21 protein-coding genes, 2 tRNA genes and 2 pseudogenes are annotated in these 24,537 nt (G+C 52.0%); 15 read left to right on the forward strand and 10 right to left on the reverse strand.

What is annotated here, in order from left to right:
* Nucleotides 1–169: 169 nt before the first annotated feature.
* Nucleotides 170–1,681: a leucyl aminopeptidase gene (locus tag OCY70_RS16055; protein ID WP_213430475.1), complete on the forward strand. Its 1,512-nt coding sequence runs from the start codon at nt 170–172 to the stop codon at nt 1,679–1,681.
* 958 nt (nt 1,682–2,639) lie between these two features.
* On the opposite strand, the gene OCY70_RS16060 is transcribed toward OCY70_RS16055, so the two are convergent.
* Entirely contained in the window at nt 2,640–3,845 is a 1,206-nt protein-coding gene (locus OCY70_RS16060) for an IS4 family transposase (protein ID WP_261944490.1), read from the reverse strand.
* Between the two features lie 669 nt (nt 3,846–4,514).
* Complete coding sequence (locus OCY70_RS16065) at nt 4,515–5,519, reverse strand: DMT family transporter (RefSeq protein WP_213430663.1); 1,005 nt, start codon at nt 5,517–5,519, stop codon at nt 4,515–4,517.
* Between the two features lie 153 nt (nt 5,520–5,672).
* Between OCY70_RS16065 and OCY70_RS16070 the strand changes: the two genes are divergently transcribed.
* Entirely contained in the window at nt 5,673–6,563 is an 891-nt protein-coding gene (locus OCY70_RS16070) for a LysR family transcriptional regulator (RefSeq protein WP_213430662.1), read from the forward strand.
* A gap of 110 nt (nt 6,564–6,673) precedes the next feature.
* Here the strand turns inward: OCY70_RS16070 and OCY70_RS16075 are convergent, their stop codons facing one another.
* Genes OCY70_RS16075 through OCY70_RS16085 form a run of 3 tightly spaced genes read right to left on the reverse strand, consistent with a single transcriptional unit; the run spans nt 6,674 to nt 9,228 of the window.
* Complete coding sequence (locus OCY70_RS16075) at nt 6,674–6,850, reverse strand: FeoB-associated Cys-rich membrane protein (protein ID WP_249725547.1); 177 nt, start codon at nt 6,848–6,850, stop codon at nt 6,674–6,676.
* Between the two features lie 15 nt (nt 6,851–6,865).
* The gene (gene feoB / locus OCY70_RS16080; protein ID WP_213430660.1) at nt 6,866–8,968 is read right to left on the reverse strand and encodes a ferrous iron transport protein B; all 2,103 of its coding nucleotides are present in this window, start codon (nt 8,966–8,968) and stop codon (nt 6,866–6,868) included.
* Nucleotides 8,965–9,228 (reverse strand): FeoA family protein, encoded by a 264-nt coding sequence (locus OCY70_RS16085; protein ID WP_213430659.1) that lies wholly within the window; start codon nt 9,226–9,228, stop codon nt 8,965–8,967. Before OCY70_RS16085 ends, feoB begins: the two co-directional genes overlap by 4 nt.
* 395 nt (nt 9,229–9,623) lie before the next feature.
* Here OCY70_RS16085 and OCY70_RS16090 point away from each other — a divergent pair, with 395 nt between their 5' ends.
* Nucleotides 9,624–10,592, forward strand: coding sequence for an aldolase catalytic domain-containing protein (locus OCY70_RS16090; protein WP_213430658.1), 969 nt, complete (start codon nt 9,624–9,626; stop codon nt 10,590–10,592).
* A 79-nt stretch (nt 10,593–10,671) separates the two neighbouring features.
* On the opposite strand, the gene OCY70_RS16095 is transcribed toward OCY70_RS16090, so the two are convergent.
* Both OCY70_RS16095 and OCY70_RS16100 read right to left on the reverse strand, forming a co-directional pair.
* On the reverse strand, nt 10,672–10,923 hold the full coding sequence (locus tag OCY70_RS16095) for an HD family phosphohydrolase (protein ID WP_213430657.1): 252 nt from the start codon (nt 10,921–10,923) through the stop codon (nt 10,672–10,674).
* 8 nt (nt 10,924–10,931) lie between these two features.
* The gene (locus OCY70_RS16100; RefSeq protein WP_213430656.1) at nt 10,932–11,258 is read right to left on the reverse strand and encodes a YbjQ family protein; all 327 of its coding nucleotides are present in this window, start codon (nt 11,256–11,258) and stop codon (nt 10,932–10,934) included.
* 241 nt (nt 11,259–11,499) lie between these two features.
* Between OCY70_RS16100 and OCY70_RS16105 the strand changes: the two genes are divergently transcribed.
* From OCY70_RS16105 to OCY70_RS16125, 5 genes are all read left to right on the forward strand, one after another.
* Nucleotides 11,500–12,501 carry a LacI family DNA-binding transcriptional regulator gene (locus tag OCY70_RS16105; RefSeq protein ID WP_213430655.1) on the forward strand — a complete coding sequence of 334 codons (1,002 nt, stop codon included), beginning with the start codon at nt 11,500–11,502 and terminating at the stop codon, nt 12,499–12,501.
* 175 nt (nt 12,502–12,676) lie between these two features.
* Nucleotides 12,677–13,528: a sensor histidine kinase gene (locus OCY70_RS16110; RefSeq protein ID WP_261944973.1), complete on the forward strand. Its 852-nt coding sequence runs from the start codon at nt 12,677–12,679 to the stop codon at nt 13,526–13,528.
* A gap of 25 nt (nt 13,529–13,553) precedes the next feature.
* Complete coding sequence (locus OCY70_RS16115) at nt 13,554–14,213, forward strand: response regulator (RefSeq protein ID WP_197259554.1); 660 nt, start codon at nt 13,554–13,556, stop codon at nt 14,211–14,213.
* A 137-nt stretch (nt 14,214–14,350) separates the two neighbouring features.
* Nucleotides 14,351–14,427 (forward strand) — tRNA-Pro (locus OCY70_RS16120).
* 63 nt (nt 14,428–14,490) lie between these two features.
* Nucleotides 14,491–14,564, forward strand: a tRNA-Gly gene (locus tag OCY70_RS16125).
* 837 nt (nt 14,565–15,401) lie between these two features.
* On the opposite strand, the pseudogene OCY70_RS16130 reads toward OCY70_RS16125, so the two are convergent.
* Both OCY70_RS16130 and OCY70_RS16135 read right to left on the reverse strand, forming a co-directional pair.
* Nucleotides 15,402–16,118 (reverse strand): annotated as a pseudogene (locus OCY70_RS16130) (GDP-mannose 4,6-dehydratase); the annotation flags it as partial.
* A gap of 11 nt (nt 16,119–16,129) precedes the next feature.
* The gene (locus OCY70_RS16135; protein ID WP_213431249.1) at nt 16,130–17,764 is read right to left on the reverse strand and encodes a recombinase family protein; all 1,635 of its coding nucleotides are present in this window, start codon (nt 17,762–17,764) and stop codon (nt 16,130–16,132) included.
* A 359-nt stretch (nt 17,765–18,123) separates the two neighbouring features.
* On the opposite strand from OCY70_RS16135, the gene OCY70_RS16140 reads away from it, so the two are divergent.
* The 3 genes from OCY70_RS16140 (at nt 18,124) to OCY70_RS16150 (ending at nt 19,188) form a co-directional block, all read left to right on the forward strand.
* A complete protein-coding gene (locus OCY70_RS16140; protein WP_213431248.1) occupies nt 18,124–18,333 on the forward strand; it encodes an Acb2/Tad1 domain-containing protein in 210 nt (69 codons plus the stop codon).
* Between the two features lie 86 nt (nt 18,334–18,419).
* Nucleotides 18,420–19,136 (forward strand): hypothetical protein, encoded by a 717-nt coding sequence (locus tag OCY70_RS16145; protein ID WP_213431247.1) that lies wholly within the window; start codon nt 18,420–18,422, stop codon nt 19,134–19,136.
* Nucleotides 19,120–19,188, forward strand: coding sequence for a toxin-antitoxin system HicB family antitoxin (locus tag OCY70_RS16150; RefSeq protein WP_261945008.1), 69 nt, complete (start codon nt 19,120–19,122; stop codon nt 19,186–19,188). The genes OCY70_RS16145 and OCY70_RS16150 overlap by 17 nt, the downstream gene beginning before the upstream one ends.
* A gap of 516 nt (nt 19,189–19,704) precedes the next feature.
* Here the strand turns inward: OCY70_RS16150 and OCY70_RS16155 are convergent.
* Nucleotides 19,705–20,864, reverse strand: a pseudogene (locus OCY70_RS16155) (IS110 family transposase).
* Nucleotides 20,865–21,119: 255 nt separating this feature from the next.
* Between OCY70_RS16155 and OCY70_RS16160 the strand changes: the two are divergent.
* The 4 genes from OCY70_RS16160 (at nt 21,120) to OCY70_RS16175 (ending at nt 24,527) form a co-directional block, all read left to right on the forward strand.
* Nucleotides 21,120–21,533, forward strand: coding sequence for a hypothetical protein (locus OCY70_RS16160; RefSeq protein ID WP_261948771.1), 414 nt, complete (start codon nt 21,120–21,122; stop codon nt 21,531–21,533).
* The gene (locus OCY70_RS16165) at nt 21,496–21,810 is read left to right on the forward strand and encodes a hypothetical protein (RefSeq protein ID WP_213427802.1); all 315 of its coding nucleotides are present in this window, start codon (nt 21,496–21,498) and stop codon (nt 21,808–21,810) included. Before OCY70_RS16160 ends, OCY70_RS16165 begins: the two co-directional genes overlap by 38 nt.
* Before the next feature lie 324 nt (nt 21,811–22,134).
* Nucleotides 22,135–22,632 (forward strand): hypothetical protein, encoded by a 498-nt coding sequence (locus OCY70_RS16170; protein WP_213427801.1) that lies wholly within the window; start codon nt 22,135–22,137, stop codon nt 22,630–22,632.
* Nucleotides 22,629–24,527, forward strand: coding sequence for a phage terminase large subunit family protein (locus OCY70_RS16175; protein ID WP_213427800.1), 1,899 nt, complete (start codon nt 22,629–22,631; stop codon nt 24,525–24,527). Before OCY70_RS16170 ends, OCY70_RS16175 begins: the two co-directional genes overlap by 4 nt.
* Nucleotides 24,528–24,537: the final 10 nt, after the last annotated feature.

Raw genomic sequence — 24,537 nt, forward strand, 5'->3', positions numbered from 1 at the left:
TTCTTCATCAAGCTTCCTTTGGTCACACCGTAATCACCCGAATCAGATGCGCGGCGGAAGCGGTCAATTGCTGGCAGAAAAAGTCGCCATGGCCATGCCCGAATCATCGAAGATATGATACTATTATTACTATGGGCACTTCATTATAAGTAAAAGGGATGATACATACGTGAACTTATCGAATGTAGCTTGGCTGGACAAGGTAACCATTCAGACGGCAGCGAAGGCTGCAACCGGCATGGAAGCGGACGGCATCGTCGTCATCGGATCCCGCTCCGAGCTGGAGCAAGCTTCCGGATTCCCGGGAGCGGAGGCTTGCCAGGCAGCGGTGAAGGCCGGGCTGTTCGAGGCAGGCTGCTGCAAGACGTATGTCGCGGCGACAGGACAGGAGAAGGCTCCCGTCCTGATTGCGGTCGGCCGCAAGGATGAGGCGCTTACGACGAAGCAGGTGCGCCTGATGCTCGCGGAAGCTGCGCGCGAAGCGGTCAAGCTGAAGCTGTCCCGCGTCGCGGTTATCGTGCCGGACGAGCTGAAGAAGGCAGCCGGCGAAGAGGCCGCCGCGATGGCGCATGTCATGGTGGAGGGCTTCTTGCTCGGAGCATACCAGCGCGTGACGTACAAGAAAGACGCAAAGCCGATTCACTGCGTTGAAGCACTGACGTTGGCCGGAGAAGGTCTTGATGAGAAGGCATGGAACGAAGGCGCGGTTCGCGGACAAGCCTATGCTTACGGAACGACCTTCGCGCGCGATCTGACGAATCTGCCTGGCAATGTTCTGTACCCAAGCCGCCTCGCGGAGACGGCGATGGAGCTGGCGAAGCAGTTCGGCTTCGAGGCGCATGTGCTGGACGAGAAGGAGATCGAGGCGAAGGGCATGGGCGCCCTGCTGGGCGTCGGCAAAGGCTCGTCCAACCCGCCGCGCATGATCGCCTTGAAATACCAGGGCAAGCCGGAATGGACGGATGTATGCGGTCTCGTCGGCAAGGGCATTACGTTCGACACCGGCGGTATCTCGCTGAAGCGCTCCGTCAATATGGACGAGATGATCTGCGACATGGGCGGATCCGCGGCCGTGTTGGGCGCGATGGCGGCGATTGGCCGTCTGAAGCCGCAGGTGAACGTGGTCTGCGTCGTCGCTTCGGCCGAAAATATGCCGGCAGGCAACGCGCTGAAGCCGGGGGATGTCCTCACTTCCTACAGCGGACGCACGATTGAAGTGTTGAACACGGATGCGGAAGGCCGCCTCGTGCTGGCGGACGGCATGACGTACGCCAAGGAGCTGGGCGCGAGCAAGATTATCGATGCGGCAACTTTGACGGGGGCCGTAGGCGTGGCGCTCGGCAGCATCTCGACGGGTGTCGTCACGAACGACGATGCTTTCTTTGCCCGCTTCCGGGAAGCGGCGGAGCGCACGAACGAATATGTGTGGCAGCTTCCGTCCCACCAGGAATATTGGGATATGCTGAAAAGCGACGTAGCCGACGTGCGCAACGCCATTCCTGGCGGTGCAGGCACGATTACGGGCGGACTGTTCATCGGCATGTTCGCCGACGGTCTGCCATGGATTCACCTCGACATTGCGGGCACGGCCTTCCTGAGCAGCGGCCGCGGGGTCGATCCGAAGGGCGCTACCGGGGTCATGGTCCGCACCATTACCGAATACGTACTGTCGGAGGCGTAAAGGTCTGCCTTTCGACATAACGGGATAATAGCCGGGGCCGGCCTAGAGTCGGCCTCGGCTATTTTTTGTGCTTTTTGCCGGGTCGAGTGCAGGATGAATGCGGGACGGTGAGTTGCTCTCTGTGCGAGCGCGGCCGGGTGCGGGGTGATGAGTTTTTCTCTCTGCGGATGAGGTACGTGTGTTGGAAGAATAGTTGGTCTCGTGGCGGAGCGGTAGGTGTGTAGTGGGGCGACTAGTTGGTCTTTTGGCAAATGCGGTAAGGTGTGGGGCGACTAATTGGTCTCGTGGCGGAGCGGTAGGTGTGTAGTGGGGCGACTAGTTGGTCTTTTGGCAAATGCGGTAAGGTGTGGGGCGACTAATTGGTCTCGTGGCGGATGCGGTAGGTGTGTAGTGGGGCGACTAGTTGGTCTTTTGGCAAATGCGGTAAGGTGTGGGGCGACTAATTGGTCTCGTGGCGGAGCGGTAGGTGTGTAGTGGGGCGACTAGTTGGTCTTTTGGCAAATGCGGTAAGGTGTGGGGCGACTAATTGGTCTCGTGGCGGATGCGGTATGTGTGTAGTGGGGCGATTAGTTGGTCTTTTGGCGGATGCGGTATGTGTGTGGGACGACTAGTTGGTCTCTTCGCCGATGCAGGGCGAGTCTGGGGAGATAAGGAGGAGAGGGGGCGGGGGGACTCCAAGCAGATGCAAGGCATTCGCCTTATGCTGCGCTGGTTGCTGCGAATCCTGCAAAAATGCAGCTTTTCCCGAGGTTTTTCGCGCATAATGAAGAAATTCCTGCAAAAGCGCACTAGCGTTGCATAGAACCTGACATGAAGAAGACTTTAAACTCCAGATACGGAACTAATAATCATTATTTATATATATTTACAGTTTCTTTTTTCCTAGCAAAGCCAAAAGTCGATCTCCTACTAAACCATAGGAACATGTTACCATCAAATGTTAATATGCCATTATTACCTATTTAATCACCACTTTAACGGTCTTACATTGCTTTGGGTGTTTTCGTGGTCGACCACCCTTTCGTTTCTTCCGCCTGCCCTTCGAGTGCTTGGTTGGTTTGCGGTGCAGTGCCATCAAAAATTGATCCCACGTTTTATTCATATAGACCCGAAGCAGCTTTAGAAATGACCATAGCGTTTGAGTGGTGTCAGCCTCCTTCCGGACCAACATGACTAAACCATATGCGATGAAGGCTAAAAAAATCTGGTTCCATACTGCCTCTGGATGGAAACTGTACAAATGGACTAAGCTCATATGTTGCTTCATCCATTTAAAGAATAATTCAATCATCCAGCGGCGCCGATAAATCTCGCAGATTTGGGCTGCGGACTTATCCCAGACATTCGTAAGCACACGGTACTGGCGGTTCTTCTCATCGGTATACTCCACTAACCGGAGCTGGGCTTCTATCACATGGCCTTCTTCATCCTTGTAGCTCACGATCACGTCAGCATCACGCACCACAGGCGTCGTTTCATCGATCTCGTGCTCGCAGATGATCGCCGTCTTGTTGCTTTTCTTAATGCGTGCCACGAAGCGTAGATTATCATCCAGCCACTGCTTATAGTGACCATATGTGATGTACCCGCGATCCAAAACATGAATGGCATCTTTATCGATCACCAGATCCAAAGCCACTTCGCTGTCAGCAACGCCTCGTGTGGAACAAACAATGTTTTCGGGATAGACGGTATCCGGGTCGCAAACAGCAAGTTTGGTGTGGATCTTTACCCCGTTGCTGTGTTTGGAGCAGTAGGCCCATTTTCCAGCGACATCAGGGAGTGTAAGTACCGTTGAATCGACAATGCTCAGTTTCCCGATGCCGGGGATACCCTGCTTCGGATAAAGTTGTTGCAAACGTTGTGTCACTTGAATCCATAGCTGCTGCAACACCGGTAAAGGCAACGCTCTGAGTGTACGTACGAGTTGGGAAGCGCTAATGGATTTCAAGTGGATCGCCTGCTGCAGCTGTTCGTTCGCACGCAACGCGTTGCAGATATCTTCGAGGTCCGTGCGTTTATTCAATTGAGCATCAATGAGTAGTTTGATCGCTCTCACGAGTGTAAACTTTCGTCGATAATTGAAGATTGGGAATTCGTCGTCCGAGAGCTGAATCAAATTTAGGCATTTACAAATGACGGTCTGATCTGGTATATTACCCATGGTCTTTTCTCCTTTTGGTGAGGGAATGGGTAACATGCCTATCCTTCAACATTAGGAGATTTTTTTATGAGTTACCAGATATAATCGATCAATAAATTGAAGAAAAAGTAATTAATGAGAAATATATTTTTCATGTCAGGTTTGGTGCAAGGCTAGTGGCAAAAGCGCAGCTTTTTGGTCTCTCAAGCCTCGGATCGCGGCTGAATGGGCAAAATTGATGCTGATTTGCAGGAATTCTTTTTTGGGATATAGTGATGCAAGGAGAAACTGCAGTTTTGCAGCATTGAACGAGTGGAGAATCGGATTATAGAGGACTGGACGAGTGCTGAATTGGGTTATGCAGCAGCATTAGACGAACGCCGATTGCGTTATGCAGTGTTGGATGAGTGCCGAACCGCATGATGCAGCAGCGGATGATGAGAACCAAACGGCATTTTCATCTTTGAAAGCGAGCCGAGGTAAATTGCCTGGCTGGTAAGAAGCTAACACAGTAATATTACGGGAAGTTAAGTGCCCGGAAAAAGCCAGCTCGATCCCGGCAAGCCACATATACGGGAGGGGCAACATGCGATCGGGCAGCCTTATGGGCTGCCTGCGCGAAGAAAAAAGGGAGGGGCGCTTTGGCGTCTCTCCCTTTCCCGTAGTGGTTATATGTTGTGAAAAGTGTGTTTATCCTGTTGGCGCATGCGATTGCTTCTTGGCGGGCCGGCGTGCTGCCGAAGGACGGGAGGCCGCCGGCTTGCGCGCCTCAAGGGCCGCTTCCCGCCGCGTAATCAGATTGTTGGCGATCAGCGCGCCGACGATAAGGAGCGATTCGATAATCTCGGCCGCGGAGACCGCATAGCCCTGGATGACCGAGATGACGAAGGTCGTCGCAGGCACGAAATTAATGAACAGCATGCCGTTCACCGAATTGAGCTGTTGAATCCCCTGTATCCAGCTCAGCAGGGCCATCAGCCCCGCGACGACGATCATGAACAGCAGCTCCGGAATGACCCTCATCACCTGGGACGCTTCGGGTACCTCGATGAGGCCGAGAAGCGTCAGGCCGACGACGGCGGCTATCGTCGTCGCCGCTCCGTAGATGCAGGTCAGCGTAGAGAAGCGAAGCGCCGACCAGCCGGAGAATTGGCCGCTGCCGACGGTGAAGACGACCCATCCGATAACGCCGGCGAATACCGACAGGAGGGGCAGCAGCTTCAGACTGCCGTTCGCGAAGGCGGTGAAATCGCCCTTCGTGACGACGAAGAGCACGCCGATGAAAGCGACGGCCACGCAGCCCAAGGTCCGGATATTCGGACGCTTGCGGGTCAGCGACCAGACGAGCAGCACGGCGAGCATCGGCATGAACGATTCCATGATCGACGCGAGCAGCACGCCGGATTTGCCCAAGTGATGCTGGCCCCAGAAGACGCCAAAGTTATATACCATAAAAGCGAGTGTTCCCAAGCCCCACAGCTTCATGCCGTGGCCTTCGGTCCGGAATGCCTTTTTGCCTTCCTTCCAGGCAAGAAGCAGAACCAGCAGCACGGCGACGGCGCTGTAGCGGATGCCGGAGAACCAGAACGGATCGATATGATGCAGCGCGCTCTCGGCGACAGGGAACATCGCTCCCCATGCGATTGCGGAGAACAAACAAAATAAAGCGCCTTTCCAAAAACGGGACTTGCTCAAGATGTCACTCACTCCTGTATTCACTATCCGAATTAAAGCAGCTAACCTACATCATAGTGCGGGTCAGCTATCTTGTAAAACAATTGAAAGTGATTTAAGATATCACTGGTAATGATACCTGAATCAGCACGGGATTGGAGGGACAAGCCAGCGATGGAAATCAGCGATATACACATTTTTTTAGCGGTCGTCGAGCATGGCAGCGTCAGCCGGGCGGCGGAAGAGATGGGTTACGTCCAGTCCAATGTGACCGCCCGGATTCGCCTGATGGAGCAGGAGATCGGATACCCGCTGTTCCACCGCCACCGCCGGGGCATGACCTTGAATGCGGAGGGGCGGAAGCTGCTCCGCTACGCGGAGCGCATGGCTTTGCTGATGTCGGAGATGAAGAAGGCGTTCCAGGATCCCGACGATCCGGCCGGGTCTCTGCTTATCGGATCGATCGAGACGGTCGTCGGGCTGCCTGATATCCTCAGTCTGTTCTACCGCAACCATCCGAAGGTCGATATTTCTCTCGTGACGGGCGTGACCGAGAAGCTGACCGAAGAGGTGCTTGAATATAACTTGGATGGCGCGTTCGTCTCCGGGCCGGTGAACGCGGCCAATATCGAGACGATTCCGGTCTTCGAGGAGGAGCTGGTGCTTGTCTGCGGACCGGATGCATCGGAGGGCCGGCCCGGCAAGCCGCTTCCGTTCCGGGAGCTGCTGCATCTGCCGCTGCTCGTCTTCCGGCGCGGCTGCGGATACCGGGCGCAGCTCGAACGATGGCTGCAGCAGGAAGGCATTCAGCCGACGAAGGTGATGGAGTTCGGCACGCTGGAGACGATCATCGGCACGGTCGCGGCCGGACTCGGCATTACTGTCGTGCCGCGGGCCGCCGTGAAGAAGCAGGAGGCGGAGGGCACGCTCAACGTGTTTCCGATTCCGGCCCCGTTCAACAAGGTGTCTGTCGTCTACATCCGCCGGGGAGACTCTTATCTGGGCAGCGTGGAACGGAGATTTATTGAAGCAATCGGAGTGATTCGAAGCCGGCGAACCGCGTGAAGCGATTGTGCGGCAGCGAATAGAGGACGAAAGTCCAGGCAGCGCGGCGGAGAGCGAACTGTTTGAATCGAAGAAGGAGCGGTCCATGGCGGGCGCGCTCCTTCTTCGCTCTATTCAGTTCCCTTCTGCTCCGGCTTCGGCGCGGAAGCGCAGCTTCCGGAAGGGCAGGAGCGATTCAGGGCGCATGAGGCGCAAGCGCCCTGCTTGCTTTTGCGGATATGCCGGATCAGCGTCCAGCCGGCGTAGCCGAAGATAGCGGATACGAGGGCAATTTCGAACCAGGGCATCACCATCATCCTTTCTTACAGATAGCCAAGCCAATGTCCAATTATCGTGACAACCAGCGCCGCGGCATAGGCAAGGACGAGCGAATAGCCGACAGAGAACCACGTCCACCGCCATGAAGCCGTCTCCTTCCGCAGGATGCCGACGGTCGCGAGACAAGGGACGTACAGCAGCAAGAACACGCAGAACGTATAAGCGGACAGCGGCGTGAAGGCTTGGGCGATCTGTGCCTGCAGCATCGCCGTATCCGGCGCATGATAGATGATGTTCATCGTGGAGACGACGATTTCTTTGGCCAGGAACCCGGTCAAGAGCGCGGCCCCGGCTTGCCATGTCCCGAATCCAAGCGGTGCGAGCAGCGGGGCGAGGAAGCCGCCGATCATCGCCAGGAAGCTATCGTCCATCTCTACTCCGAGCCCGCCGGGGCCGGCGTAGGTGAGGAACCAGATCAGGACCGAGCCGCCGAGAATGAACGTGCCCGCTTTGCGGACGAAGCCCTTGCCCTTCTCCCATGTGCTGCGGAACAGCGTCTGCCATTGCGGCATGCGGTAAGGCGGCAGCTCGACGACGAAGATGCTGTGCTCTTCCTTCATCAAGCGCTTCGTGAACAGCTTCGCCAGCAGCAGCGACAGCACGATGCTGAGCAAGTACAGGCTGAGCACGACGATCGCCTGATGCGCCTGGAAGAACACGCCGGCGAAGAGCGCATAGACCGACAGCCGGGCGGAGCAGGACATGAGCGAGACGAGCAGCGTCGTGACCAGTCGCTCCCGCGGCTGTTCGATGGTGCGTGCCGCCATAATGCCCGGCACGTTGCAGCCGAAGCCGATGACGAACGGGATGAACGCTTTGCCGTTCAGGCCGACCGCTTCCATCAGCCGGTCCATGACGACGGTGACCCGGGCCATATAACCAGAATCTTCAATGAACGAGATGAAGAGGAAGAGCAAAAAGATTTGCGGCACGAACACAAGCACGCCTCCAACCCCGGCGATAATCCCGTCCTCCAGCAGCGCATGCGTGAAGGAGGAGGCTCCCGCCGCGTCCAGCAGCGCCGCTATCCCTTCGGTCAGCGGACCGGAGAAGAACGCGTCCAGCGCATCCGACAACGGCGTGCCGAGCCAATCGAAGGTGACTTTGAAGGTCAGGAACATGATCAGGATAAATATCGGAATGCCGAGCCATCGATTCGTGACAATGTTGTCGAGGCGCTCTGTCATGGTCCGGGCCGGCCGCTGCTCCGCATGGACCGACGAAGCGATGGCCTGACGGATGAATTCCATCCGGACGCTGCGCAGCCGCTGCGGAAGATGGAGCGCGGCGCCGCTGTCCTGTAAGCGCTGCTCGGCTTCCTCGATAATACGCCCGATCTGGCGGGCTTGTTCGGCGCCTAGCCGCTTCTGTACGGATTGGCGAACCGTCTCGTTCTGCTCGATATATTGCAGCGCCGTCCACCGAACCGGAATGGCGTCATCGCCGGGAAGAAGCGCGGAGATCCGCTCGATCGCCCGCTCCGCCTCATCGCCGTAATTCAGCACGAGCGGGCTGCGCCTTTCGTTGGCGTCGTCAGGCGGCGTTGCTGCGCTGCCGCCAGATGCGGGCCCGCGAGCCGAGGCCTGCGGAGATGCTTCTTCGGCCGCCTGCGGCTGCAGGCGCTCCAAAATATTGGCGATGCCCTGCTTCTTGCGGGCGTTCACCGGAATGACCGGGACGCCGAGCGCGGCGGACAGCTTCGCCGGATCGATATGGATGCCTCTTCCGGCTGCCACATCCGTCATATTGAGGGCGACATATACAGGCACGCCATACTCCAGCAGCTGTACAGTCAGCATAAGGTTGCGCTCCAATTGGGAGGCGTCCACGACATTGACAATCGCGTTCGGGCATTCGTCGAGCAGGTACTGCACGGCGACGCTCTCATCTTTGGACATCGGATGAAGCGAGTAGATGCCCGGCAGATCAATCAGGGCGCCTGCCTGACGATGCAGCCGCCCCACCTTTTTCTCCACGGTTACGCCTGTCCAGTTGCCGACGTATTCGTAGGAGCGGGTCAGGGCGTTGAACAGGGAAGTCTTGCCGGTATTCGGATTGCCGACCAGCGCGGTAATCTGAGCGCTCATACCGCATTCACCCCGATACGCCCGGCCTCGCTCCGGCGAATGCCGATCAGTTGGCCGTTCGCTTCGAGCGTGAGCGGTCCGCCGAGCAGGCCGGCGTGCATGACCTGGACATGCGTGCCTTCCTCGACTCCGAGCTCCATCAAGCGCCGGCAGACGGCTGGATTGGCTTCGGACAGATCGCAAATACAGCCTGTCTGGCCAGGCTTGAGTTCGCATAGCGGGGTGATTGATAGAGCAGGACGGGGATAATGACGGCCCATCGAGTTCATACCTTCTTTCTGTGAGCGGAATAATAGTCTCAGTTAACAAATGGTAATGAGAATCTTTATCAATTGGTGATCGGATTTTATCACAGCCATGTCCGGGTCCTCTGTGATTTTGATCATAGACAAAAGAAGTGTCCGGGCATTTTCCGAAGTATGTTTCCTGCGGAAACAATGTGGCTGCTCATGCAGTCTTGCCTGCACGGCGCTCCCGCATCGAATTCAACCCATCTTCCCAGTGCTCGAACACCGGCCTCTTTGAACACGCGCTTAACTATGGAATGATTGGAAAAAGTAGAATCGCGATGGAGAAAGAAGCTGGATTTCCTTTACTTTGAGAGGCGTTCTCTATTAGAATAGAGAGAAAATTATTTTGAGAAGGAGATAGCGGGATGAAAACGAATCATTGTAAAATTATCGACTGCACCATTCGCGACGGCGGTCTCGTCAATAACTGGGATTTCAGCGTCGAGTTCGTGCAAAGCTTGTATGCCTCATTGAACGAAGCGGGCGTCGATTATATGGAAATTGGCTACAAAAACTCGCCGAAATTGCTTAAAGGCGCTGATGAAGCAGGCCCTTGGCGTTTTTTGGATGACGATTTCCTGCGTAAAGTCATTCCGCAAAAAGGAACAACCAAGCTGTCGGCCCTCGTTGATATCGGACGGGTGGACGAAAATGATATTTTGCCTCGTTCCGAGAGCATGCTTGATCTGATCCGTGTCGCTTGCTACAGCAAAGACGTCGACAAAGCGCTTGATCTGATTCAGCTTTTCCACGATCGGGGCTATGAGACAACCATTAATATTATGGCGCTCTCCAACGTGATGGAGAACGATCTGATTGAAGCCTTCGCCATGATTAAGGACAGCCCGGTAGACATCGTCTATATTGTCGATTCTTACGGCAGCCTCGATCATAACGATATACATTACCTGGTGCATAAGTTCAAGGAGTATCTGCCGAACAAGCGCCTGGGCGTGCACACGCACAACAATATGCAGCTCGCCTTCTCCAATACGCTCGTCGCAGCCGAACTGGGCGTCGAGATTCTGGACGCCTCCGTCTACGGCATGGGACGCGGCGCGGGGAACTGCCCGACCGAGCTGCTGCTGACGCATCTGAAGAACAGCAGATACCATATGCGTCCGGTGCTCGGTTTCATCCAAAATTATATGCTGCAGACGCGCGAAAAATGGGAGTGGGGGTACCTGATTCCTTATCTGGTCACCGGAACGCTCGATGAACATCCCCGTTCGGCCATGGCGCTGCTCGCCTCGGACGAGCGTGACCAATACGTCGAGTTCTACGATCGCATGACGACGCCGGAAGTCAGCTTTTCCCAGAAGAAGCCGGAATAATGAGATAAAGCGAAGATGGCCCGCTCCCAAGACAGGGATGCGGGCTGATTTTCATGACGCCATGCTGTGGGGGCCTTCATCAATCCATACGGATATATTGTCTTTGGCCCGTTTTCGCATTGTAGTATACCTGATATTTATGACCGTCACGAGGATCGATAAAAATTTCCTTGGTCGGGGCATAATCGGCGTTGATGCCGATCGCGTCGCGAGGATTATCGACTTGCTTGTAGCGCTTGTCATAATAGGTTTTGCCGACGATGATGAGGATGATAAGGGCAAGCAAAGGGAGCCCGTATACGACTAACGCCGTACCGATCACGATCCACATAGGCATGCCTACCTCTGAACAGGTCTCAGCTTGACGACCGTTCCGTAAGCCACGATTTCGCTCATGTTCTGGGCCACGTCGCCGCTATCGAAGCGCATCATCGTGACAGCGTCGCCGCCCATCGCGTGCGCATTTTCGATCATCCGATCCATCGCTTGGCGCCGGGCGTCCTCGATCATCTGCGTGTATTGCTTGACTTCGCCGCCGACCAGCCCTTTCAAGGAAGCCATAATGTCTCCGCCGATGCCGCGGGCGCGCACGACCACGCCAAAAGCGGTGCCAAGCACTTCAGTGACTTCATAGTTGGGGATATTTTCGGTTGTTGCTACGATCATTCTTACCATCTCCTTCGTGGGCAAATGTATGCATCCACCCTATATATACCTAATACGCCGTAACTTGAATTGCGTTTCAAGGCGGCGATTGGCGAAAGTCCACTCTAATTCATAGTATACTCAAAATGAATCGCGGATTGCTGCAGATTTTATTGGAATGAAGCGTTAAATTGGTTATTATGGATACTAGATGACAACAATGTGGCTGACAGGATGACGATGACAATGAGGAGAGAAGGATATGAAAGTCAGTATTTTTGATGTGGCTAAAAAAGCTGGCTTGTCTGTCGTAACGGTATCCCGTGTCTTGAACAATGCCCAAACTGTTCGAGAAAAGAATCGCCAGAAGGTTCTGCAGGCGATGAAGGAACTGGACTATCACCCGAATGCGGCGGCACGAAGCTTGGCGAAAGGCAAAACCGGAGTCATCGGCATGATTGTCACGACGCTCCAGGATTCATTCCTGGACAGCATCGTGCAGACGGTGTCTTCGCTGTTGAAGGATCACGGATATTATCTTGCTTTGTCAGTCGCGAGTTATCCCCAGGAGGAAGGCGTGGGGAGGGATTTTATCGAGGAGGACCGGGTGGACGGACTGCTTCTGCTGTCGCCGATTCATGAATTGTCCTACTTGACGGAGCTTCGGAACCGGAACATTCCGTTCGTGCTCATCGATCATCAGACCGTTCAGCCGGATGTTCACGGCGTTACCGTCGACAATTATACCGGAGGCTATGAGGCGACCCGCCATCTCGTTGAACTGGGGCATCGCTCCATCGCCCATATCCAGGGCCCGGACTTCTTCCTCAGCTCGATCGAGCGGGAGCGCGGATTCAGGCAGGCGTTGGCGGAAGCGGGCTTGGAGCCGTTCGCGGTGGAGCCGGGCGAGTTCTCGATTGAATCCGGTTACCAGGCGGTTCGCAAATGGCTGGATCAAGGGCACCTGCCGACGGCCTTGTTCGCCGCGGACGATTTCACGGCGCTGGGCGCCATCAACGCGTTGACGGAAGCGGGCCTGCGGGTGCCGGAGCATATGTCGATCGTCGGCTACGACGATCAGGTCCTTGCCTCCGAGCTGCGGCCGCGCTTGACCACGATGCGGCAGCCGGCCGTGCAGATCGGGAAGGCGGCGGTGGACATGCTGGTCAAGCAGATGAACGGCGTCTCGCTCACGAACCGGACCGTTCGTCTCAATTCGGAGATTATCGTCCGGGAATCGACGGCAGCGCCGCAATCGCAATGAGAACAGTCAGGGCCATCGTCTCATCGTGTGCAGGAAGGCGGCATGAGCTCCCGTGCGGGATCTCATGCTTTTTTGCTGGGAAGCGCAACCGGAAAAAGAACGGCAGAACGGAACGGAATGATCATCGTCCGGCTGCAAGGGTCTGGGCGGCAGAAGGAGCGGGGAGGATGCGCGAATGCGCGACAAGATGATTAAGCGGTTGATATTATGGATTCCGACATTGACGATCGGGCTATGGGAATATGTCAGACATTCCTTCTTGCTTCCTTATTTGTCGATGGACATGGGCAATATATTGGCTCCGATCATCGTGTTCATCGTGTCGGCTACGCTGCTGACGCGCCTGTTCAAGAAGCTGGACGATACGCAGGCGACGCTCCGGCGGGAGCAGCGGATGACGGCGGCGCTGGAGGAACGGGAGCGGCTGGCGCAGGAGCTGCATGACGGCATCTCGCAATCGTTGTTCATGCTGTCGGTCAAAATCGATCGGCTGGAATCATGCCCTCCGGAGGAGAAGCAGGGTCAACTGGATAAGCTCCGGCAGACGGTGCGGCATGTGTATGACGATGTGCGGCAAGCGATTGCGAACCTGCGGACCGTACCGCAGGAGAAGGATTTTACCTGGTCCCATCCGTTCATGCAAATGATCGAGGATATTCATAAAGATACGGAGTGGGAGATGGATGTCGCCTGGTCCATCCCGGAAGAGTCGCTGACGATTAAGGAGAAGATCGCTTTGTTTTCCTGCGTGCGGGAAGCATTGACCAATGTGAGGAAGCATGCGGACGCGAAGCATGTGCGAGTCATTGGGCGGGTCAATGGGGACGGCTTCGAATGCGAGGTGCGGGATGACGGCACGGGGTTCGCGGGCGATCCTTGCGCCGCGGCCGGGAAGTACGGATTGAAAATGCTCCGGGATCGGGCCAGGACACTGGGCTGGCATTTCGAGATGAGGCGGGAGGCCGGACAGACGATTATGCGCGTCTCGAAGCGCGGTGCCGCCGAACGGCTGGCCGAGGACCGGTAGGCATGAATCGAGAGGAGAGGGGACGATGAGTATGGGTGGACAACCGGTGTTCCGCGTGTTGATCGCGGACGATCATGCGCATGCGCGAGAAGGGATGCGGGATATTTTGGCGATCGATCCCTCCTTCGCCATCGTGGGCGAAGCGGTGAATGGCGAAGAAGCGATCGCGATGACCGAGACGGTGATGCCGGATATGATCCTGATGGATATCTCGATGCCGGTGATGGACGGGCTGGAAGCGACCAAGCATATTAAGGAGCGGTTCCCCTATGTCAAAATCGTCATGGTGACGGTATCCGACGATATTACCCATTTGTTCGAGGCGCTGAAAAAAGGAGCACAAGGCTATCTTCTCAAAAACTTGCAACCATCGGCATGGCATGAGTATTTGCGGGCGATCGCCATTGACGAGGCGCCCATGTCGAAGGAGCTGGCATTCCGCATTTTGCAGGAATTCTCCACCAAGAACAGCAAAGCGCCGGCGCATTCCCCGTTGACGGTGCGGGAGCGCGAAATATTGGAGCGGGTCGCCAGGGGCGAGTCGAACAAGGAGATTGCCGCCCAATTTTCTTTATCCGAGCACACGGTCAAAAATCATCTGAAAAATATTTTGCAGAAGCTTCATCTGGAGAATCGCGTGCAGCTGACGCGGTACGCATTGGAGAACGGCCTCGTCGACTCTTAAAGAGCGGTGCGGGCCGTCGTTTTCCGTGACCGGGGCTGTTCGGGATGGTTCATTTTACCGGTTCATTTTTTCGTAAATTGGCTTGCATGATACTCAACTATATGGTATATTAATTCTTGTCAAAAGTTACTTTGTTTCGGGACGTAGCTCAGCTTGGTAGAGCACCTGGTTTGGGACCAGGGGGTCGCATGTTCAAATCGTGTCGTCCCGACCATCTGTTGTTGATTGGACACACTCGGTCAGTTGTTGCGGGATCTGGGTGTGTTTTTTGGCCTCCGCGGGTGTAGTTCAATGGTAGAACGCTGGCTTCCCAAGCCAGCAGCGTGGGTTCGATTCCCATCACCCGCTCCAATTTTTTCTTCATAACCTTTTACTACTTTTGCCTTGGTCGCTGCGACCGGGGCCTTTTTTGGTTTCAGGTAAACGTCACATATCGTATAACTTATGGTTATGAAATTAGCTCCAACTGCTACAAACCAACTCCATTTGATGAGGCAATAAATAAAGAGCCGCGTGAGAATTCCACGGACTTGTTTTTTATGAAAATATCAACAGTTTATTCTACAGTAAACATAGCCGGAGTTTCGGCACTTGCAACATATGTTCCATTTCCAGTGGTAATTGTTCCCAAAGGGTACATGCATTTTAGGAGGTAATGATGTAGGATTCCACGGTCTACAGGGAAACCGATTTCTCTTAGATATAAAATTTGTAACTTCCCCACAGGCTTTATAATTCCCTCTTCAATATAATCATGCGATATGATTTCAAGTATATTTCCATCACCATCTCTAAAGTAACAGGACCTGCTTTGTTTCACATTATGAATGATATGATCTCCATTCGTATTTTTTATAATGAGTACAACTGATTGAAGTAACCCAAGAACAATATCTTGAAACATGGACATGGGAACTTGAAAAGTAAAATGGGCAGGTATGATCGGTTCTAATACCTCTCGAAAATGAATTGTGGTGGAGAGTTCCGGGGCTTTATGCTTATCGTATGATTAGAATAATTCAGCAATGCCGCTTTGTCATTGGTGGCGATCGCGGCAGCATGCATTGCATAGGCGGAGTAACTTCATGATATGAAAAAAACCGCTTCCCGATAACCTGCCGGGAAACGGTTGAATGCTTCAAAATGATTGCCGGAGCCGCCGAGATGGCGCTTCCGGTTCCTCTCCTCTTATAATGCTTGCTTGCCTGCCCGCTCGCGCCAGTAGTTCAGCAAATCCTCCAGCGTCCGTTCCAGCGGGATCTCCGGCTTCCAGCCCGTCTGGCGGGAGAATTTGGTGTTATCGCCCAGCAAAATCTCCACATCCGACGGCCGCATCCGGCTCGGATCCGGAACGATGCCGATGTTGACACTGCTGAAGGAGAGCAGCATGTTCAGCATCTCTCGAATCGTGACGCAGGATCCGGAGGCGATATTGTAGCATTCGCCGGGTTCGCCTTTTTCCAGAGCAAGCCAATAGGCGCGCACGACATCCCGCACGTAGGTAAAGTCCCGCTTCGCGTTCAGGTTGCCGACATGGACGACCGGCGCCCGAAGCCCCTTCTCGATCTCGGCAATCTGCTTGGCGAAGTTGGACGTCACGAACTGCTCGCCCCGGCGAGGGCCCGTATGATTGAAGGTACGGGTGCGTAGCACATGCAGACCATAGCTTTTGAAATATTGGTAACCAAGATAATCTTGTGCTGCCTTGCTCACCGCATATGGACTCAGCGGCCGCAGCGGGTTGTCCTCGGTAATCGGCGTCTCGTGAGGCTCGACATGGCCGTATTCTTCGCTGGAACAGGCGATCTGGATCTTGCAGTCAAGATCGTGGCGGCGGACTGCCTCGAAAATATTAAGCTGCCCCGCCACATTGTTCGTAATCGTATCGACGGGAGAATCGAACGATATATGATACCCTAAAAAATAGGTTTTAATATATCTGCTCGAAGTTTGGGGTACAGATTGAACCTTGCCGGCCTTCTTCCCTGTCTTGGTTCAGTTAGTTCTACGGTGACACTATCCAATACAGCACGAAGAATATCGTTCTTTTTTTCTTTATTGTCTGTACTCTGATAGGCCTGGAGTATGGTGGTTATATTCTTTTTCACCACAGCGGAATCAACTTTATTTGATTGTTTGGATGGGGCAGCTTCGGAATATGCACGTTCTAATTCATCAATTTCTGATAATTCTATTTCAATACTCTGTTTGCGCTCCATAAATACCTCATCATCGTATTTTCCATCTTCGTATTTGTCGTATATAAAATTCATTCGCTTTTTTAGATTTAAACGACGCTCTTTTAAGATTGACAGTGCATTAGTTTTCGCTTCTTCCAATCTTTCTGTTGGTCTTTCGCTTATCAGACCAACCATGATGGACTCCAACCTATTTGAGTCAAGTTCTTGCAATATTTCAAGAGAACGAAGTATTTCTTTTTCGATAGCGCGATAACTTAAATATGAACACCCTGCTTGCCTACACCAGAGCGATTCTTTATCATGGTACACGACTTCTCCATTCTTTTTTTTGTAAGGTTGAGAAGAGAAAGAGCGAATCATGCGACGACCACATTTTTTACACACAACTAAAGAAGCTAATTCACAAGTTGAATATCCAGATCGTGTGCGTGGGTACTTGGAGTAATTATCTCGTCTGTCTTGGATTTTGGCCTGAACCTTCTCCCAAGTATCTAGGTCAATGATCGCCTCATGCGCATCCTCAATTACAATTGGTTCCATTCCCCGTGGCTTGAACCTAGCAACCCCAATAAAGCGATCAGCTAAGAGTAGTTTCTTAACAACCATAGTATTCCACTCTTTGGTACCAGATGGCGTCAAGTAATTAGTATTTCGTTTGAAATGAGTGGCCAATGAATAATATCCAGCGTCTTTGAATTCTATTTCACCCGTGTTATTATTTGGAACCGGAATTCCGTTTATATACATCTCAAATAAGTCGCGAACTGCTTTTGCTTGCTCTTCATTGATAACCAGCTTACCGGACTTTTCATCATAGTCATATCCATAAGGCGGCGCACCTGCTACCCACTTGCCATCCCAAGCACTGCCAATTCTTCCGCTCATAAGTCTTTCCCTTGTAGTTTCAAATTCTTCGCGACTCATAAACAGTTCAAAGCGTATTTGTCTTAGATCAGCTGGGTTGCTTGGGTCAAACACTCGGTACTGAGTAATAATGTAAATATTTTTCTCGATGATAAGATCGTAAATTGTGCCCATGTCTGTATATGAGCCTCGACCCAAACGAGGAATTTCCTTAACAGCAATTGCTTGATATATTCCTGCTCTCAGCTCTTCGATTATGCCTTGAAATACAGGTCTGGTACTTATCTTATCTCCGCTACCAATCTCCGTACGTTGAATGAAAGGGATGCCATAAGGAGTAAGGACTCTGTCCATTATTTCAGTTTGCTTTTTAAGTGTATCTTCGCCCGTTTTCTTCTCATACTCGATATCAGCTCGGGAACGGCGTAAATAATTGATGATATTTTCCACACCAAGTTCAATCAGTTTCTTTGCGTCTAAATACATGGCAGCCTCCTTTTTAGTAATATGTATCCTGCTTCTGTCTATGGTAACACACCCATAAATGTTTGTTTAGATTTTATTTGATTTTCTTTTCTTGTTTATTTCTCGTTTACCACTTAAACGGGTGTATGATGATATTATCAGCAAGATTATTCACGGCGGCCTACATGGTCGCCTTTTTCGTTGACGCCACGCCTCCCTAATGCGGCAGCATGCATGACCATCATCAAGCGGGGGAAAGCTATAGATGAGACTGCTGCGCTCCTTTTGGCTGTGACCAGAGCGGCTAAGGTGTGGCTCCTGGGCGCCGCGGCGTGCGTTAATAAACGCCGCAATTATTCCTGGGAGAGAAGGGTTTAAAAATGACGCAGAATCCGCAAATTGAAAACAATTTTAAGTACCATGCACCGAAAGAAGAGCAGCCAGAGAAATACACGGCCATTCGCGAGAAGGCGAAGGAGCTGGCTTATTTGCTTGACGCAGAATGCCCGAACAGCCGGGAGAAGTCGCTGGCAATGACCAACCTGGAGCAAACGGTTATGTGGGCCAATGCCTCGATAGCCCGTAATTAACCTTCTCCCTTTGTGGACGGCATTCTTATTGGCAGGATTTAACTCCCCTTGTGTCGAAGTATGGCGGATAGGGGGAGGATGGAGAAATGAATAAAAAAAAGGAACTAATCTACACATTCATTATCATGCTTTTGGTAAGTGGAGTTGTAACAATATCCACGATAGTATTTTATACGTCCGAAAAGGCGGTTCTTGGAATTAGTGTAGCATCAACATTAATTTCGATTATACTGGCAGTTCTTGCGATTGTTTACACGTATATTGACAGTTCATCTCAGAAAGAAAATACCAGACAGATGAGGGAGTCAGCACAAAAGCTAGCAGAGTCTGTTGAAGAAGCAGAGGCTACTTTGAAAAAATTTTCGGATGAACTTATAAATGTAAGTTCGCTTAAGGATGAACTCATTGAAAAAATAACGGACACACAGGAATGGAGAGAGACCGTACTCAACCAATTAAAGACTGTCGCTCAACAAAAAGATGGAGAAGAATCTGTTAAAATGGCGGAAATTGAGAAGGTCATTCTGATGAATAAAATAAACAATATGACGGTAAGAGAAAGAAAGATCAGGTCTGCGATCGAGGGAAGAATTTACGGGCTTTTAGTCGGACGTGGTGCTATACAGCTTGACAATTTGCTTGATCTCTTATGCGAGGACCCTGCTTTTAATAAATATAGTAGGTCGGAAATCTTAACAGCAATAATATCTCTGGAACGTGACGGACGCCTGGTAAATACTATACATGGGTATTGCAGACCATCTGAAAGTCACCCTTCACAGGCAACTGGCGGAGCAGGCTGAGCGTGAGGGCGTATCCTTAAACCAATACGTGCTTTACAAATTGAGTCGCTGACAGAGTTCAGCGGCTTTTTATTTTGACCAAAAATTATTTCCCGAGATTCTTACACGTCATGTAAGGTTAGACAGCGACCCCGTGAACAACGTTTTGAGCAACCGCGAAGCCTTACGGGGTAAGGGATTAAGCTATTCCCGTGAACAGCGATTTGAACAACGTTTGATCAACCTTTTGATCAACCTTTTGAGCAGGTATTTCCCTTAGAGCCACAAGGGTTTGAGGCATGTGCGTGAACAACGATTTGCACCACGATTTGATCACGATCAAGAATATATAGATCTATATAGATAATTAGATCTTAGATCTACTTTATACGTACTTAGATAAAGAGATACGTCGCAAATGTCATTCAAAATAGAATGACGTTTTTTTCTGTGAAAATCCAAACGCACTCATGAACGATTATCGTCTTTAAAAAGCAGCAATTTTCTGAGAAATGACCATAAGATGCCCGGTCCACCTTCTTTGAAGGGGCCTTGTTTAAAATCGCTATGTTTCGTCAATGCTGTAAGGTTAGTTGATCTGCATGAGTGGTGCTTGTGGTCCACCTTCGATGTAAATTTGTTTGTTCTTCAGCATGTGGTAAGCAATGATAAGTATCTTACGTGAAATGGCAATGCAAGCTTTTTTCTTTCCTCGTCGTGAAGCAATCTTCCAGAACTTTGTTGCCAAGACCGTGTTTCGTGAGCGAGCGATTGCCCAAGACGCTTCGCATAGTGTCACTTTTGCATGAGGATTGCCTTTTACGCTTTTTGTACTTTTTTTTTGCCTGCACTCTCGTGGTTGCCGGGTGCTACGCCAGCCCAAGAGGCAAGGTGATCTGCGGATGGAAATTGCTCCATATCGGCCCCGATTTCTGCAAGGAGTGCTGCAGCTGTTCGTTCGCTAACACCTGGAATGGTCTGAAGCAGTTCGTACTCCGTCCGATAGGGCTCCAAGTGATCGTTAATTTCGGCTTCCAACCGAGCAATGGACTTCTCTAAGTATTCGATATGCTCCCAACAATCTTTAATCAATCGAATTTGATGCGGGGTCATCGTGCCAAAAAGAGAGTCAGTAACTTCACTTTTTTTGTTCTTGATCGAACCCTTGACGCTCGCTTCAACATCTTCCGCGTCAACGTAACCTTTTTCGATTAAGCGTTGCAACAAACTGCGCCCGGATACACCGAATACGTCTGAGATGACACTGCCTAGCTTGACGTTACCTGCTTCAAGATACTTCTGGATTCGGTTTTTCTCCGCTGTTAGGGAGCCGATTCGTTTTTTTCGAAGTCGGCAGAGGTCCCGTAGCTCCCTTAAGTCCTCGGATGGCACAAAGCTGGGCTCAATTAGACCGACTCGAAGCAGCTTCGCGATCCATTCGGCATCACAAACATCCGTCTTGCGGCCAGGAACATTCTTAATGCGCTGCGCATTCGCCAGTACGACGGTGAAGTAGCCTTCAAGGATGTTGTAGACAGGTTTCCAATAGATTCCCGTGCTCTCCATTGCGATGTGTGTAACGCCTTGGGACTCCAGGTACTTAAGCAGTTCGAAAAGATGTTTGGTCATCGTTCCAAAGGTTCGGATCTCGCTGTGGGCCTCCCCCGCAGCATCTGTGGTCATCACACAAACGACGATTGTCTCTTGGTGAACGTCCATTCCAGCACAGCGTTCAAGCAATACTTCCATCTTGGCTTCCCTCCATAACTGAAATACATGACGGCGGATGAATTCGAGCTTGAGCATTTTTCTGTTCGCGGTTCTCTGATTGGGCATACAGAGCCAGCACAGGTTTGTACACAGAACTCATCCTCAACAGTTTATTTGTCGGGGTTACACCACCATTAAAAAGAACGTGTTTCGCGTCATGTAGTAGCAGTATGGGAAATAGGTCCGACCACTAAACCCTCGCTATTTTCATGCTAGGTTTGCGAACGAGAGTTCATGAATGTTTATTTTTATAAATCTATCAATCACATGAAAAGGAGAGATTTTGGAATGAGGGTGTCATGCTGTTCGTGTAAGACGCCTTTTCATATCACGGCGATCCACACCGAAGACATGGGCGAGGGAATCGAGAAGGTGTATATCACATGCCCGATCTGTCGTCAGAAGTTTGTTGGATATTACACTGACGAATCTATTCGTAACCTGCAAAAGAAGATCCGGAAGGCTGCTCCCAAGCTTCGAAATGAGAAGTATGATCAAAAAGTTCTGAAGAAGAGGATCGCCAAGCTTCAGAAGCAGATGAAAAGCGAGATGGATGCGTTGCGCAAACAAATAGAAGTCGGCGCTGAGAAGGAACAGGAGGGACAGGACGGTGAGGGAACATCCAAGGGGGAAGCTTCCAAAGCTTGACGATGTGGTGTTGATTCCCGGGTGGTATCGCATGGACATGCTTCAGGTTCATATTACTGGGGATACGAAGGCTATCCTTTCCTGCAATCGTATTCTCGCCGAGAACTACCGCGAAGTGGTGACCGTTGGCTGGTTTGAGCGCCTCCGAGGCGTAACGCTCGAACAAAAGCTTACGAAGCGAGTGATGGAAGCCCGGGAGATGATGCAGACTCACAATGAAAAGCTGAAGCAGCGCCGGGATCTGGAGAAGAAGATCAACGCGACACTAGGGCAATGAAAGGATAGGCGACATTTCCTTTAAGATAAACAGCTTCTGACGGCTTAACGTCGTTGGGAAGGGAATTGGTCTAGGGAAGTGACAAAGGTCGTCGGATATGATTCGCGAATAAGGAAAATCAGCCAAACGGGTCCTTCTGGAGGTCGTGAAGAGGTGCGGGTGCTGGCGACCCCGAAATCCGGCTAGATTTTAAATTTCAATTTTACTAGCGCTTTCCCCAGCAGGGAGCTGGGAGGGGGTGCTATTTTTTATCGCTTAATTCGAAGCAATAAAAAATACTTATCGGCTATTCGAGCCGTAAAAGCGAAAGTCGAGGTGGTTGGAATGGCGAAACCAAAAGAGAAGGGAGAGCAGCTGCATGAAAAGGAGATCCTGACCAGTGAGCTCGGTGCAGTCGTCGGAAAATCACCACAGTGGATCCGGCAGCTGACCCGTGACGGCGTGCTACAGCAGGTCAGCCGCGGCAAGTTCGTTCTGGGCGAGGCCGTACAGGATTACATCCGGCATATCGAGGGCGAGTCATCCGACGGAAAAATCAGCTACCGGGACGAGAAGGCGGAGCACGAACGGATCAAGAAGGAAATTGCAATGCTGGAGCTGGAGGAGAAGCGAAAGAACCTGCACACCACCGAGGACGTAGAGCACGCCTGGGGTATGCTGCTGGTTGAGTTCCGGCGGAGTCTGGCCGGATTGCCGCCAAAGCTGGCGAACGAACTGTCATACATGGATGACGCGCGGGAGATCCGTATCCTCCTTGAAAACAAGATTAACGCCGCCCTCCAGCAACTTGCGAAATATGATCCGTTGAGTGATGAGGAATGAACGCACAAAGACGTAGAACGCTTGAACTTCTCCGAGATACCATTCATCTGGTTGCACCGCCGGCGGCTATCGGTGTGGATGAATGGGCGGACGAACACCGGATTCTGTCTCCGGAAGCATCTGCGGAGCCAGGCCCTTGGAATACTGACCGAGCTCCATATCAACGAGAGCCGATGAGAGCCATTTCAGATCCCAATGTTGAATCTGTAGTGCTGATGTGGGGCGCCCAACTCGGCAAAACAGATATCCAACTCAACACAATAGGCTATTTTACCGGTCACGATCCGTCCCCAATCATGGTAATTCAACCGGATCTGATGGTTGCAAGGGACTTTTCGAACGACCGTTTAACTCCGATGTATCGAGATTCGCCGCAATTATCCACGCTCGTCGTTAAGGACAAAAGCCGGGACAGCCGTAATACTATCCTGTATAAATCATTCCCAGGCGGCCGGATCAATATTGCCGGAGCCAATTCCCCGGCGTCGCTGGCATCCAAGCCGATTCGGGTGGTAATTGGTGACGAGGTTGATCGCTTCCCGGTATCTGCTGGAAAAGAGGGTGACCCTGTATCTTTGGTCACAGCTCGGACAGAGACTTTTTACAACAAAAAGTTGATATGGGTGTCGACTCCGACCGTCAAAGATGTATCAAAGATTGAGGCTCTTTACAAAGATAGCACAATGGAGGAACTACACTTACCGTGCCCGTCATGTGGTGAGCTGCAGATCTTGGAATGGAACCGAATCAAGTATGAGTATGACAAAGAAACGAGTCAATGCATTAGGGTCGAACATGTTTGTAAATATTGCGGAGCTCTCCATGCTGAACACGAATGGAAAAAAGATTACGCAAAAAATGCGGTTTGGATTGCTCAAAAAAAACATGCGACTAGGCGAGGATTCAAACTAAGTTCCCTTTATGCCACCATCAATGTAACCTGGAAAAAAATCGTCAATAAGTGGTACGAGGCAAACAGAGGCGGTCCCGAACTGCTCAAAACCTTTTTTAATACTGTCCTGGCAGAGACATGGGAAGAAAAAGGTGAACAACTGGATGAAGATGTCCTATATAACCGGCGGGAGATGTACCACGCCGACATTCCGGATGGCGTGAAGATTCTTACGGCTGCCGTCGATACTCAGGACGATCGTTTTGAAGTAGAGGTTCAGGGCTGGGGCGCTGGTCACGAGAACTGGCGGATTCAGTACCATGTCATATATGGCGATTTAAAGCAAAAACAGGTTTGGGCCGACCTGGATAAGTTCCTGAAACGGACCTGGGAGGACATTTATGGTAACAGATTCCCGATTGCAATCACCTGCATGGACTCCGGCGGCCACTTCACGAATGAAGTGTACCGTTTCTGCAAGGAACGCGCTGCACAGCGCCTTTTTGCAATCAAGGGGGAAGGATCGGGAGACGGCACTAGGCTACCGCTCATAATTGGTACCAGCACGAATAACCGATATCGGGCGACGGTGGTCCGGCTCGGCGTAGATGAGGGCAAGTCAAAGGTCATGAGCGCTCTCTCGCTGCCACCAACGGACGAGGCAGGAAACAAAATGCCGGGATATGTCCACTTCCCCCTGACCACGCCCGAGCGAAACAGAGGGTATGAACGGCAATACTTCGAGGGGCTGACGGCGGAGGAACTGCGCACGCGCTACAAAATGGGGAGCCCGTACCAAGTGTGGGTTAAGGTCAAGCCCAGGAACGAACCGCTTGACCTGGCCGTATACAATCGGGCGGCCATTGAGATATTGCAGCCCAATTTGGATGATATGGACCCTTATTGTAGTGTAAAAGCGGCTGTAGATATGAAACCTGTTCCTCCTTCTTATGCGGGGCCGGCGCCACGTCGCCGGAGAAGAGGAACGAATAGCAGCATTTGAAGGGAGGTGA

The sequence above is a fragment of the Paenibacillus melissococcoides genome (assembly GCA_944800085.1).
Lineage (GTDB): Bacteria > Bacillota > Bacilli > Paenibacillales > Paenibacillaceae > Paenibacillus_B > Paenibacillus_B melissococcoides.

Coding starts and splice junctions, on each gene's coding strand:
- OCY70_RS16105 (WP_213430655.1), top strand. CDS start 11,500: ATGAAAGTCAGTATTTTTGATGTGGCTAAAAAAGCTGGCTTGTCTGTC.
- OCY70_RS16140 (WP_213431248.1), top strand. CDS start 18,124: ATGACGCAGAATCCGCAAATTGAAAACAATTTTAAGTACCATGCACCG.
- OCY70_RS16110 (WP_261944973.1), top strand. CDS start 12,677: ATGCGCGACAAGATGATTAAGCGGTTGATATTATGGATTCCGACATTG.
- OCY70_RS16095 (WP_213430657.1), bottom strand. CDS start 10,923: ATGTGGATCGTGATCGGTACGGCGTTAGTCGTATACGGGCTCCCTTTG.
- OCY70_RS16090 (WP_213430658.1), top strand. CDS start 9,624: ATGAAAACGAATCATTGTAAAATTATCGACTGCACCATTCGCGACGGC.
- OCY70_RS16085 (WP_213430659.1), bottom strand. CDS start 9,228: ATGGGCCGTCATTATCCCCGTCCTGCTCTATCAATCACCCCGCTATGC.
- feoB (WP_213430660.1), bottom strand. CDS start 8,968: ATGAGCGCTCAGATTACCGCGCTGGTCGGCAATCCGAATACCGGCAAG.
- OCY70_RS16100 (WP_213430656.1), bottom strand. CDS start 11,258: ATGATCGTAGCAACAACCGAAAATATCCCCAACTATGAAGTCACTGAA.
- OCY70_RS16070 (WP_213430662.1), top strand. CDS start 5,673: ATGGAAATCAGCGATATACACATTTTTTTAGCGGTCGTCGAGCATGGC.
- OCY70_RS16170 (WP_213427801.1), top strand. CDS start 22,135: ATGGCGAAACCAAAAGAGAAGGGAGAGCAGCTGCATGAAAAGGAGATC.
- OCY70_RS16075 (WP_249725547.1), bottom strand. CDS start 6,850: ATGCCCTGGTTCGAAATTGCCCTCGTATCCGCTATCTTCGGCTACGCC.
- OCY70_RS16060 (WP_261944490.1), bottom strand. CDS start 3,845: ATGGGTAATATACCAGATCAGACCGTCATTTGTAAATGCCTAAATTTG.
- OCY70_RS16135 (WP_213431249.1), bottom strand. CDS start 17,764: ATGTATTTAGACGCAAAGAAACTGATTGAACTTGGTGTGGAAAATATC.
- OCY70_RS16175 (WP_213427800.1), top strand. CDS start 22,629: ATGAACGCACAAAGACGTAGAACGCTTGAACTTCTCCGAGATACCATT.
- OCY70_RS16160 (WP_261948771.1), top strand. CDS start 21,120: ATGAATGTTTATTTTTATAAATCTATCAATCACATGAAAAGGAGAGAT.
- OCY70_RS16145 (WP_213431247.1), top strand. CDS start 18,420: ATGAATAAAAAAAAGGAACTAATCTACACATTCATTATCATGCTTTTG.
- OCY70_RS16115 (WP_197259554.1), top strand. CDS start 13,554: ATGAGTATGGGTGGACAACCGGTGTTCCGCGTGTTGATCGCGGACGAT.